Origin of the sequence: Flavobacterium sp. HTF (genome assembly GCF_003105115.1) — a bacterium.
GTDB lineage: Bacteria > Bacteroidota > Bacteroidia > Flavobacteriales > Flavobacteriaceae > Flavobacterium.
In genome coordinates this window covers 21,799-34,722 of the sequence record NZ_QETH01000003.1, presented here as the reverse complement: position 1 = coordinate 34,722, position 12,924 = coordinate 21,799, and the positions used below count along the sequence as shown (strand labels likewise).

Below are 12,924 nucleotides of genomic sequence, written 5' to 3'. Positions count from 1 at the left end.
TTAAGTAAAAAAAATACACTATCAATAAAATTAAGTTTGAAAAAATATCTCATCAATAATTTACTAAACCAAATGAACAGATTATTATTAAAGAGCAATATAAATTATTTTGTTCGAATTCCGGACGATTAACAGAGTATTGTATTTGACCAACCAACTCAGAAAAAATGAAACTATCTAAAATGAAGAATCAATGAAAACAAAGTTCACTCAAATTTTAAAGCAGAGATATTACCTCTTGTTTTTCTTTAGTTTATTATTACAACAAACGTATGCACAACAGCAAATAACCATAACGGGAAAAGTTGCTTCTGTAACAGGAGAGCCAATTCCGTTTGCTAACGTTGTCATTAAAGGAACAAAAAACGGAGCGGTTACCGACTTCGACGGAAGATATAAAATTTCAGCTGCTTCCAATCAGACCCTGATATTTAGTTCACAGGGATACAAAACAATCGAAATCGCAATCAACAACCAGACAACAGTAGATGCTTCATTAGCAGAAGATGCAATGAAACTTGAAGAAATTGTAGTTGTAGGTTACGGTTCTCAACAGAAAAAGGATTTAACAGGAGCTATTTCGTTAGTAAAAGCCGAAGAAATCCAGAAACGTCAGGTAACGACAGTAGCAGACGGGTTACAAGGTCTTGTAACCGGAGTAAAAGTTCGTGGCGGCGGACGTCCGGGACAGGAAGCCAATATTGAAATCCGTGGTTTAAAGAATCTTCAGAGTGCAAATCCATTATATGTAATTGATGGAGTTGTTACAACAGCAAACAGAGATTTTAATCCAAATGATATCGAAAGCATTCAGGTTCTTAAAGATGCATCTGCAGCGGCAATTTATGGTTCAAGAGCTGCAAATGGTGTAATTATCATTACAACCAAAAAAGGTAAAAAAGGACCGCTTCAGGTAGAAGTTTCGGCAAAAACGAGTTTTACCACAATGCCAAGATATGATTTAATGGGAACTGAGGAGTTTGCCAAATTAAATAATCAGGCCTATGATAATGCCGGAATTCCAAGACAAAATTTAAATATGGCAGTAAATACAGACTGGCAAGATGTAGTTTTTAGAACCGGAATGATGCAGGATTATAATGCGAGTTTTTCCGGAGGAGGCGAAAACTCAACTTTCTTTATGTCTGGAAATTATTTTGGAAATGAAGGTACAGTTATAGGAACTGATTTTGACAGAATTTCATTCAGGGTAAACTCAAGCGGTTCAAAAGGAATTTTTAGTATTGGAGAAAATATAGCGATAAGCAACTCAAAAACAGATGAAATGTCTGGAGAGCCAATTATCGATGTTTACAGATTATTGCCTACCATTCCTGTTTATGATGAAACAAATCCGGGAGGATATGGTTATGGAAAATCGGGTGTTGCAAATACTTTTGGAACAAACCCATTGGCATTGGCTGATTTTTCTAACAGGACAAATGAAAATTTCAGATTAAGAGGAAATGTATGGTCAGAATTAAAATTCACACCTTGGTTGAAATACCGTTTCAATTTTGGATATGATACTAGTTTTGATACTTATAAATTCATGAGAAAGTTAGGAAACTGGACATTGAATCAGCCTTACGAACAATCTTTCATTAATCAGAATAAAGGAAGATCCGAAATGCTGCTTTATGAAAACACGCTTACTTTCAAAAAAGAATTCGGAAAACATAATGTGACTGCTTTAGTTGGACAAACATTTCAGAAAAACAATTACAACCAAATTAGCGGTACCAAAAGGAACCTTTTGATTAATCCAAATACAGGACAGTATTTTGATGTTCTGGACTTAGGAGATCAGGCAGAAGTTGGAGGTTTTAGAGAAACGGCCGCTTTGGCATCTTACTTAGGAAGGTTAGAGTACAACTACGATAATCGTTATTTATTTAATGCTGTTATCAGACGCGATGGTTCATCAAAATTCAGTGATGCAAACAAATGGGGTAACTTCCCATCGCTTTCGGGAGCATGGAGAATCAGTAATGAATCTTTCTTTAAATCAGAATTTGTAAAAGATTTAAAAGTAAGAGCAAGTTACGGTGAACTGGGAAGTGGAAATATCAATAACTACGAATATCAGGGTTTCATCAATACATTTGGAGCTATTGTTATGGGGCCTGGACAAGCATTATATCCTTCTGCCACTCAGGTAAGACTAGCTAATTCAGATTTGCGTTGGGAGAAATTAAAACAAACAAACTTAGGATTGGATCTTGCTGTACTCAACAATGATTTGCGTTTTACAGCTGATTATTTTGTTGCCCGCACAGAAGATGTATTGTTTGGTTTCCCAATTTTAATGACAACCGGAAGCGATGAAGGAAATCCAATTTCAAATGCTGCTACAGTTGAAAATAAAGGTTTCGAGTTAGAATTGGCTTACAGCAAAAAAATCAATGATTTTTCATTTAATGCTTCTGTTAACTTCACAAAAATCAGTAATAAATTAGTTGAGCTAGGAAACGGACAAAACGAAAGTTTTACAGGAAATACAGTTACACGTCAGGGAAATCCTGTGGGAATGTGGTATGTTTTACAGACAGATGGTTTGTTTCAGAGCGTAGATGAAGTTCAGAATTACAAAAACTCAGAAGGAAAAGTAATTATGCCTTATGCACAGCCGGGAGATATTCGTTTTAAAGATGTTAATGGCGACGGACAAATTACAAACGAAGACAAAGATATTGTTGGAAGCCCTTGGCCGGAATTCGAAATGGGATTCAATGCGGGAGCAGAATACAAAGGCTTTGATTTCTCTATGAACTGGATTGCTTCTCACGGTGCAACAGTTTACAACGGATTCAGAAGTGTAGTGGACCGTTTTGACGACGATAGTAACTACAGAACAGGAATTCGTCCTTGGACTCCTGAAAATCCGAATACTGATTTTCCAAGAATTGTAAAAGGAACAACTTTGAATTCAAGAGGAGACAGCGACAGATTTTTAGAAAATGGCGATTTTATCCGTTTGAAATACATAGGGTTTGGTTATAACCTTCCAAAAGGTATTTTAGAAAAATCAGGAATTACAAGAGCAAGATTAACTCTTTCTGCACAGAATGTAATTACGATTACAAAATATAAAGGTTTGGATCCTGAGTTTACTAATGCGAATATTTTTGAAAGAGGTGTTGATAATGGCTCTTTTCCAAACTTAAGGACATATTCATTTGGTGTTGAATTTAGCTTCTAATTTTAAAAAATCTTGCAATGAAAAAAATAATAGCATTAATAGTAGTTTTTACGGGTCTATTTTTCACAGCATCATGTGAAAATGATTTAGATCAGGATAATCCAAATAAACTGACCACAGAGCAGTATTGGAAGTCTGAAAATGATGCACACGCAGGAGTTAACTCCATTTATGCCATGTTTTATAAAGATGGATTATGGGCAAGGTGGATTTATTTCCGTCTCGATTTAACTTCAGATGAAGGTTACAGTAACAGCCCGTGGGTAGAATTGGCAGACTGGACAAGATTCAATTATATCAATTATAATTTCTGGGAAGGAAACGTAGTTACATGGAGAGATACATACAAAGCAATTTTCAGATGTAATCAGGTTATAGCTTACGTTCCTGAAATTCCTTTTCAAAATGAAGATGATAAGAAGAAAGTTATTGCACAGGCTAAATTTTTAAGAGCGTTACATTATTATTATGCAGCGATTCTTTGGGAAAATATTCCGGTTGTTTTAGCGCCTTCAAAACCAACTGATACTCCTGCTCAGCAAAACGTAACAGAAGTTTATGCACAAATCGAAAAAGACTTAAATGAGGCTTTTGCAGATTTACCGGCTTCATGGACAGGTGATAATTTAGGTAGACCTGATAAAGGTGCAGCAAAAGCATTTTTAGCAAAATTATACATGCAGCAACGCAAATGGACAGAAGCAAAAGGCGCTTTAGATTACCTTGTTACAGGTTCCGGAGCTAAATATAGTTTGACTGCAAATTACAGGGACAACTTTACTGATGCTAATGAAAACAACAGCGAATCAGTTTTTGAAATTCAGTTTGGAGATCAGAGAAAAGGAGATACAGGAGAAGGTCAAAGTGCTGCTGTTTCTAGTAACCGTGCTCAGTTTTTTGCGCCAAGAAGTATAGGATGGTCAGATGGACAAGCTCGTTACTGGTTAGTAGATGCTTTTAAACAAGAAAAAAATAAAGCAGGAAATGTTGACACAAGATTAAGATACACCTTGTTTTATCCTGGACTAGAAGCTGATTTTGGAGACAAAACATACGGGAAAAATTGGGAATGGAACAATGATGAAGCCTGGTTTAGAAAGGGAAGTCGTGATTATTACAGAAATAATGAAGATTACTACAGTCAGGTAAATTACAGATTGGTTCGTTATGCTGATATCTTATTGCGTTATGCAGAAGTTTTAAACGAATTAGGAAACACTGCAGATGCTTATCAATATGTTGATTTGGTAAGAGCGCGTGTAAATTTAAACACTCTTGCTGTGGCACATCCGGAAATTGGAAACGACCATGATAAATTCTTAGAGCGTTTAAAAATGGAAAGAGTTTTAGAATTAGCCGGAGAAAGTCTTCGATGGGAAGATTTAAAACGCTGGGGAGATTTAGATTCTCAGGCTTCTGTTGATAAAATTGCACTTCGTGATCCTGATTTTAAAAACTTTGTGGTGGGTAAAAATCATAGATTACCTATTCCGCAGTCGGAGGTAAAAAATAACCCATTCTTAGAACAACACCCAGAATATTAAATTAATTTTTTAAGGGAATCAGTTCCCCCAACCTGATTCCCTTAATCAAACAAAGAACCTACGTTCTAATTAAGAAAATTATAATGAGAAAAATAAAATTGTATCTGACACTTGTGTTAGCAGGCACCGTATTGCTTAGCTGTAACAACAAAAAAAGTAATTCTGAAGAAAATAAAAGCGAAACAGCCGTAATTGAAAAAAGAGAAATCTGGACCAAAGAACAGGCCAATAACTGGTACAAAGGACAACCCTGGTTAGTTGGAGCCAATTACTCTCCAAGTACAGCTATCAATCAGTTAGAAATGTGGCAGGCAGATACTTTTGATCCTAAAAGAATTGATCAGGAATTAGGCTGGGCAGAAGGAATAGGGATGAATGTAATGCGTGTTTACCTGCACGATTTATTGCACCAGCAAGATGCAGAAGGACTGTACAAGAGAATGGACACTTATTTAGGAATTGCCGATAAGCATCATATAAAAACATTATTTGTATTATTTGATTCCTGTTGGGACCCGTTTCCTGCATTAGGAAAACAACGTGCTCCAAAACCTCACACACACAATTCAGGTTGGGTACAAAGTCCGGGGCAGAAAGTATTGCAGGATTCTACACAATACCCTCGTTTGGAGAAATATGTAAAAGAAACCGTATCGAAATTCAAAGATGACAAACGTATCTTAGGTTGGGATGTATGGAACGAACCGGATAATATGACCGGACCATCTTACGAAAAAGTAGAAATTAAAAATAAAGTTGATCTGATTTTACCTCTTCTGACAGATGTTTTTGTATGGGCAAGAGAAAGCAATCCGTCACAGCCTGTAACTTCAGGAGTTTGGGTGGGAGACTGGAGCGACGAAGCCAAATTGCAGCCAATGCACAAATTACAGCTGGAACAATCTGATATCATTACTTTTCATAATTACAACACCCCTCAGGATTTCGAAAAAGTAATCAAACAATTACAGCGTTACGGAAAACCAATGATTTGCACAGAATACATGGCAAGACCAAACGGAAGCACTTTTGAAGGTTTCTTACCAGTAGCCAGAAAATACAATATTGGTATGATAAACTGGGGTTTTGTTGACGGAAAAACACAAACAAAATATGCCTGGGACAGCTGGACAAAAACATATAATGCTGAACCAAAATTGTGGTTTCACGAAGTACTTAAAAACGACGGAACACCATACATAAAAGCCGAAACGGATTTGATTAAAAAAATGACAACTGAGGCGAATAAAAAGAATTAGATAATTTTCTGAAATGCGTTAATTATCTAATTATCACATTTTCTCATTATCTAATTATCAAATTGACACATTATCAAATTGACACATTAAAAAAAGGCTTATGAAAACAATGAAGCAATTATTTTTTCTGCTGGTAATTCTGGTAGGGTTTTCTGCGAATGCACAACAGCCTGATCCTCCCGGACAGGTAAAGGGAAATGAAAAACCCAAAAACGAAGCTTATCTTTTTGCGCACATGACGCACAACGATTACGGCAGATTATACTACTCTGTAAGTCTGGATGGTTTGCATTGGGAAAACCTGAATAGCGGCAAAAGAGTTTTTGAAGAATATAAAGGACATCCCGATATCTGCAAAGGCCCTGATGGAAAATATTATATCGCAGGAAATACAGGAGATGATGCAAAAATCATTAATATCTGGGTTTCGGATGATTTAATTACATGGAAAAAACATTCAGATTACACGCCTGATTTAAAAAGTACACCGGATTATTCCAATGCTTTACAGCGAATCGGTGCTCCAAAACTGTATTATGATAATGATTCACAAAAGTTCATCATGACATGGCACACACCACATTTGGAAGGAACAAAAGAAGACGGGGAGCGCTATTGGGCAAGTCAGAGAACACTGTACGTCTTATCTAAAGATTTAAAAACTTTTGAAGGAACACCAAAACGTTTGTTCGACTGGGATATGGGAACCATAGATGTCTTTATCCGTAAAGTCGGCGATTCCTACTACGCTGTGATAAAAGACGAAACCTATCCAACCTTGTACTGGACAACCGGAAAAACCATCCGTATTGCCAAATCAAAATCTCTGTTAGGCCCTTATTCTTTGCCCCAACAATCCATTAGCCCGAATTTTAGGGAAGCTCCAATGCTGATTCCATCGCCGGATGACAAAATCTGGTATATGTATTACGAACAATATCCGGGAGTTTCCTACGGATTATCAATCGCCGATAACCTAAACGGGCCCTGGTTTCAGGCTTCAGGATATACTTTTTTCTCAGACTGGGACAAATACAGTTTTCCTGAAAAAGTACGCCACGGCTGTATGATTACAATTTCAAAAAATGAATATAATAGTCTTGTAAAGAAATTCGGGATTACGAAAAAGTTATAAGCTATGGGTTATGAGTGATGACGAGGCATTCAAAGTTTGTTTTTTGAGTTAATAAACAAATGGATTACTGTATCGGAAACAGTTAATCCTATTTAGCAAATAACTCATAACCCATAACTTATAACTGAAAAATTTGGTTAATTTAAGTTAGTTTGTGATTACCAGGTAATTGTAGTGGATTTGCCTGGTAATTTTTTAAAGTTGAAAATAACAATTGCCATTTTTTTGAATTAAAACGGCATAAAACGATATATGATGAATAAAAAAACGACAGTTCTTTTTGCGTTATTTCTTAGCTGTATTCTAAATGCACAGTGGAAACCACAGGGAGATAAAATCAAGACTAAATGGGCAGCTCAGGTAGATCCGAACAAAACATTACCAGAATATCCCCGTCCGATTATGGAGCGAAGCCAATGGAAAAACCTGAATGGATTATGGAATTATGCCATTCAGGAATTTGGAAAAACGGCACCTTCAAAGTATGACGGGCAAATCCTGGTTCCGTTTGCGGCCGAATCGAGTTTATCAGGCGTTATGAAGCAAGTAGGGGCGGAAAAAGAACTTTGGTACGAAACCAATTTTACTATCGATTCAAATTGGAACGGCCAGAATATTCTATTGCATTTTGGTGCCGTAGACTGGAAAACAGAAGTTTGGATCAATGATATTAAAGTAGGCTCACATACTGGCGGATACACGCCATTTTCGTTTGATATTACTCCTTTTATCAAAAATGGAAATACTCAGAAATTAGTTCTAAAAGTCTGGGATCCGTCTAACGATGGCACACAGCCAAGAGGAAAACAGGTTAAAAATCCGGAAGGAATCTGGTATACTCCCGTAACCGGAATCTGGCAAACGGTTTGGATTGAGCCTGTAAATGCCAAAAATATTACAACCTTAAAAACAACTCCAAACATTGACCAAAACAGTATCAGTATAAAAGCGGAAGTTGCCGGAGCAGAAACCGGAGATATTATCGAAATTTCTGTTTTGGACGGAGAAAAAGAAATCGCCAAAGAAAAAGCAGTTGTGGGAGAAAGTATAGACATTGTTTTGAACAACCCAAAATTATGGTCTCCTGAAAATCCTTTTTTATATCAGACAAAAATCAGTCTGATCAGCAAAGATAAAGTAGCAGACGAAGTGAAAAGTTATTTTGCAATGCGAAAAATTTCATCAAAAAGGGATGAAAACGGCATCGTAAGAATGCAGTTAAACAACAATGATTATTTTCAGTACGGCCCGCTGGATCAGGGTTGGTGGCCTGACGGATTGTATACCGCACCAACAGACGAAGCTTTGAAATATGATATCATTAAAACCAAAGAATTAGGCTTTAATATGATTCGTAAACACGTAAAAGTAGAGCCGGAACGCTGGTACACACATTGCGATCAGCTGGGAATTTTGGTTTGGCAGGATATGCCAAGCGGAGACGGACAGCCGATTTGGCAGGATAAAAAATATTTTGACGGAACAGAATTACAACGTTCTGCAAAATCAGAGGAAATCTACAGGAAAGAATGGAGAGAAATAATGGATCATTTATATTCCTATCCAAGTATTGTCGTTTGGGTTCCGTTTAACGAAGCCTGGGGACAGTTTAAAACTGTTGAAATTACCGAGTGGACTAAAAATCACGACCCTGGTCGTTTAACAAATTCTTCAAGTGGAGGAAATCATTTCCAAACCGGAGACATTTTAGATTTACACAAATATCCGGGGCCGGAATTGTATTTGTATGACGCCAGAAGAGTTACTGTTCTGGGTGAATATGGCGGAATTGGTTTACCTCTTGAAGGACATTTATGGAAAACAAATGACAACTGGGGGTATGTTAAATTCAAAAATGAAAGTGAAGTGACCAACGAGTATATAAAATATGCCCAAACTTTAAAAACCTTAGTAAAATCAGGATTTTCTGCAGCGGTTTACACACAAACAACAGACGTTGAAGGCGAAGTAAATGGTTTCATGACCTATGACAGAAAAGTGGATAAAATGGATTTCAAAAAAATAAATAAAATCAATAGAGAGGTTATTGATGTTTTAAATCATAAATAATAGATTTTTTAGCTGTATGAACATAGCCCAAAGTTTCAACTTTGGGTTTTATGCAGGTCAGAGACACATAGCCAAGCGACATAGCCCAAAGTTTCAGCTTTGGAATTTATGAAGATCAGAAAAAATACAGCTGCTTTTAACTCTAAACCCTGAACCCAAAGTTGAAACTTTGGGCTATGTTAAAAAGAATGGCAATTTATATAAAGCAGAACTTTGTTCTATGTGTCTAAAAACACACACCAATAACAAAAAATAAAATGAAAAAATACTTAATTCTCTTTCTTTTGATGATTGTTTCAGCTGCATATTCACAGCAGAAAACATTTTCAAACCCGATTTTACCTTCGGGAGCAGATCCCTATTCTACGTATTACAAAGGATATTATTACTATACCAATACACTTGGCAACAGACTCGTCTTATGGAAAACCAAAGATTTGTCTGACCTGAAAAATGCAGAAAGCAAATTGATTTGGGAAGCTCCAAAAGGAACAGACTATTCTGCCGGAATATGGGCACCGGAGTTTCATATCATTAAAGGAAAATGGTACTGTTATTTTGCAGCAGATAATGGTGATAACAAGAATCACAGAATGTATGTCCTTGAAAATAAATCCGGTGATCCGTTTAAAGGAAAATGGGATTTTAAAGGAAAAATCGCAGCCAAAACTGATAAATGGGCAATTGACGGAAATGTTTTTGAATATAAAAAACAGCTGTATATGATTTGGGCAGGCTGGGAAGGCGATATCAACGGACAACAGAATATTTATATTGCCAAAATGAAAAACCCGCTTGAAATTGAAGGTGACCGTGTTTTGATTTCGTCGCCAACTCATGCCTGGGAAACACACGGCGCGCTCCATGATGATGTAAACCCGGCTCAGGTAAATGTAAATGAAGGACCGCAGTTTTTATCAAACGGAGATAAAATATTCATCGTTTTTTCGGCAAGCGGATGCTGGACAGACTTTTACGCATTAGGTTTACTGACTTTTGATGGAGGAAATAATTTATTGGATCCTTCAGCCTGGAAAAAATCAGGAGAACCTATTTTTCAGCAAACAGCAAAAAATGGCGTTTATGCGCCGGGACACAATTCGTTTTTTAAATCTCCTGACGGAAAAGAAGACTGGATTTTATACCACGCCAATTCGAATCCCGGGGAAGGCTGCGGAAACAAAAGATCACCAAGAATGCAGAAAATCAACTGGGATGCAAACGGATTTCCGGTTTTGGGAGAACCTGTAAGCGAGCAGACTATACTTGCCATTCCGTCTAATAAAAAGTAAAACATCTTAAAAATATAAAAAATGAAAAACCTACAAATAGCCGGAGTCGTATTGCTGGCGCTTTTTCAGTTTAATTGTAAAGACACAAAAAAAGAAGATGCAGTTTCTAAAGAAACAGCACAGGAAATCGCAACAGATTCTGTAAAACCGGTTTTGGAAGCTAAAAACTTTGACACCATAATCGACGGTAAAAAAGTTAATCTGTACTGGATTGAAAACAAAGGGATAAAAGCCGCTTTTACCAATTACGGAGGACGACTAATCGGACTTTGGGTTGCTGATAAAAACGGAAAACAAACCGATGTTGTAGTCGGAATGAATTCTGCAAAAGGATTTAAAACTTCAACAGAACCTTATTTTGGTGCGACCATCGGACGAGTTGGAAACCGTATTGCAAAAGGAAAATTTACTTTGGAAGGAAAACAATATCAGGTTCCGTTAAATAATGGGAAAAATGCTTTGCATGGCGGTATAAAAGGTTTTCAGGATGTAGTTTGGGATGTGGCAAAAACAAACGAAAATACGTTGGTTTTCAGTTATGTTTCACCAGACGGAGAACAAGGTTTCCCCGGAAATCTGACTGTAAAAGTAACCTATACGCTTACGGAAGATCAATCCGTTAAAATGGAATATGAAGCAACGACTGATAAAACAACAGTAGTCAATTTAACCAATCATGCTTTTTTTAACCTGAACGGAGAAGGAAGCGGCAGTATTTTAAATCACGAATTACAGATTTATGCAAACGAATTTACTCCGGTTGATGAAGGATTAATTCCTTCAGGAGAATTAAAACCGGTAAAAAATACTGTTTTTGATTTTACTTCCAAACATACCATCGGAGAACGTATCGAAACAAAAGATGAGCAGTTGAAATTCGGAAAAGGATATGATCACAATTATGTCTTAAACGGAACTAAAAAGAACGGATTAAATCACGCTGCGACAATCTCCGGAGATAAGTCAGGTATCACTTTAGATATTTATACGCAAGAGCCTGGATTACAGTTTTACAGCGGTAATTTTATGCAAAGTAAAAATGTGTTCAAGTCAGGAGCCAAAGACGATTTCAGAACCGCTTTTGCCTTAGAAACGCAGCATTTTCCGGATGCTCCAAACCAGCCGAAATTTGCTACGATTGTTTTGAAACCGGGACAAAAATATAAGACAGTTTCTGTTTATCAGTTTTCTAATTAAGTAATTAATTTAACCGCAAAGAGCGCAAAGAATTACGCAAAGAATGCTAATTTTTTAAACGCCTGGTTTGTCATCCTGACGAAGGAAGGATCTTCGCAAGAAACTCCATAAAGTATATAACAATCTAGTGTGTGACCCTTCCTTCGTCAGGATGACAAGAATGAGCAGTAAAAAATATAAACCCAATAAAAATGAAAAAATTCCTATCCTTAATAACTTTACTCTGTGTCTTTACAGCCTGTTCGCAGGAAAAAAGCACAGACAAACCTCAGGAAAATAAATCGGAAAGTATTTTACTGGCCGATCCTACGATTTTTTATAACAAAGGAACATATTATTTATACGGAACTACAACAGGAAATATTCCAAACGGCGAAGGATTTCAGGTATATACTTCTTCTGATTTAAAAAAATGGAGCGGGCCTGCAGGTGCACAAAACGGACTGGCCTTAAAAAAAGGAGATGCTTTTGGCGATAAAGGTTTTTGGGCACCGCAGATTTTAGAATACAATAAGAAATTCTATATGATTTACACGGCAAATGAAAATATTGCAACTGCTGTGAGCGATAGTCCGCTTGGGCCTTTTAAAAATGAATCAAAAAAAGTAATTATAGAAACCGGAAATCAGATTGATCCTTTTATTTTTATTGATGAAGATGGAAAGAAATATTTGTATCACGTACGATTAACAAATGGAAACCGAATTTTTGTTGCCGAAATCAACGATGATCTTCAAAGTATAAAACCGGAAACACTGACCGAATGTATCTCAGGAACTTTACCCTGGGAAAATACCGAAAATACAAATTGGCCGGTCACAGAAGGTCCGACTGTTTTAAAACACAATGGCTTGTATTATCTGATATATTCTGCAAATGATTTCAGAAATCCGGATTATGCAGTAGGTTATGCAACCAGCAAAAGTCCGCTTGGTCCCTGGGAAAAATCTGCTGATGGTCCGATAATCAGTAGAAAAACAACAAACCAAAACGGAATTGGCCATGGTGATGTTTTTTGGGACAAAGACAATAAAATGCATTATGTTCTCCATACGCATTTTAACAATTCGGCAGTTTCTCCAAGAAAAGCCGGAATTATTGATATCAGTTTTGACGGAAATAAAATAAAAGCAGAAAGTAAAAGTTTTACTTTATTCCAGAAATAAACAGCTTTTATACTTAAAAAATGAGCGCATCAAATCAGTTTTGATGCGCTTTTTTTAGT

8 protein-coding genes are annotated in these 12,924 nt (G+C 36.7%); all 8 read left to right on the top strand.

Annotated elements, in window-relative coordinates; all coding sequences use genetic code 11:
• Positions 1–193: 193 nt before the first annotated feature.
• The 8 genes from DCO46_RS01565 (at position 194) to DCO46_RS01530 (ending at position 12,865) form a co-directional block, all read left to right on the top strand.
• On the top strand, positions 194–3,202 hold the full coding sequence (locus tag DCO46_RS01565) for a SusC/RagA family TonB-linked outer membrane protein (RefSeq protein ID WP_116750846.1): 3,009 nt from the start codon (positions 194–196) through the stop codon (positions 3,200–3,202).
• 17 nt (positions 3,203–3,219) lie between these two features.
• Positions 3,220–4,746, top strand: a complete 1,527-nt coding sequence (locus tag DCO46_RS01560) for a RagB/SusD family nutrient uptake outer membrane protein (protein ID WP_116750845.1) — start codon at positions 3,220–3,222, stop codon at positions 4,744–4,746.
• 83 nt (positions 4,747–4,829) lie between these two features.
• A complete protein-coding gene (locus DCO46_RS01555; protein WP_116750844.1) occupies positions 4,830–6,005 on the top strand; it encodes a cellulase family glycosylhydrolase in 1,176 nt (391 codons plus the stop codon).
• 100 nt (positions 6,006–6,105) lie between these two features.
• Positions 6,106–7,140, top strand: a complete 1,035-nt coding sequence (locus DCO46_RS01550; RefSeq protein WP_116750843.1) for a glycoside hydrolase family 43 protein — start codon at positions 6,106–6,108, stop codon at positions 7,138–7,140.
• 252 nt (positions 7,141–7,392) lie between these two features.
• Entirely contained in the window at positions 7,393–9,210 is a 1,818-nt protein-coding gene (locus DCO46_RS01545) for a glycoside hydrolase family 2 protein (RefSeq protein ID WP_243416229.1), read from the top strand.
• A gap of 257 nt (positions 9,211–9,467) precedes the next feature.
• Positions 9,468–10,502, top strand: a complete 1,035-nt coding sequence (locus tag DCO46_RS01540) for a family 43 glycosylhydrolase (protein WP_116750841.1) — start codon at positions 9,468–9,470, stop codon at positions 10,500–10,502.
• A gap of 21 nt (positions 10,503–10,523) precedes the next feature.
• A complete protein-coding gene (locus DCO46_RS01535; RefSeq protein WP_116750840.1) occupies positions 10,524–11,699 on the top strand; it encodes an aldose epimerase family protein in 1,176 nt (391 codons plus the stop codon).
• Positions 11,700–11,890: 191 nt separating this feature from the next.
• Positions 11,891–12,865 (top strand): glycoside hydrolase family 43 protein, encoded by a 975-nt coding sequence (locus DCO46_RS01530; RefSeq protein ID WP_116750839.1) that lies wholly within the window; start codon positions 11,891–11,893, stop codon positions 12,863–12,865.
• Positions 12,866–12,924: the final 59 nt, after the last annotated feature.

What these genes read in the sequence shown, in the direction of transcription:
- DCO46_RS01565 (WP_116750846.1), top strand. Translation starts at nt 194, where the DNA reads ATGAAAACAAAGTTCACTCAAATTTTAAAGCAGAGATATTACCTCTTG.
- DCO46_RS01560 (WP_116750845.1), top strand. Translation starts at nt 3,220, where the DNA reads ATGAAAAAAATAATAGCATTAATAGTAGTTTTTACGGGTCTATTTTTC.
- DCO46_RS01555 (WP_116750844.1), top strand. Translation starts at nt 4,830, where the DNA reads ATGAGAAAAATAAAATTGTATCTGACACTTGTGTTAGCAGGCACCGTA.
- DCO46_RS01550 (WP_116750843.1), top strand. Translation starts at nt 6,106, where the DNA reads ATGAAAACAATGAAGCAATTATTTTTTCTGCTGGTAATTCTGGTAGGG.
- DCO46_RS01545 (WP_243416229.1), top strand. Translation starts at nt 7,393, where the DNA reads ATGATGAATAAAAAAACGACAGTTCTTTTTGCGTTATTTCTTAGCTGT.
- DCO46_RS01540 (WP_116750841.1), top strand. Translation starts at nt 9,468, where the DNA reads ATGAAAAAATACTTAATTCTCTTTCTTTTGATGATTGTTTCAGCTGCA.
- DCO46_RS01535 (WP_116750840.1), top strand. Translation starts at nt 10,524, where the DNA reads ATGAAAAACCTACAAATAGCCGGAGTCGTATTGCTGGCGCTTTTTCAG.
- DCO46_RS01530 (WP_116750839.1), top strand. Translation starts at nt 11,891, where the DNA reads ATGAAAAAATTCCTATCCTTAATAACTTTACTCTGTGTCTTTACAGCC.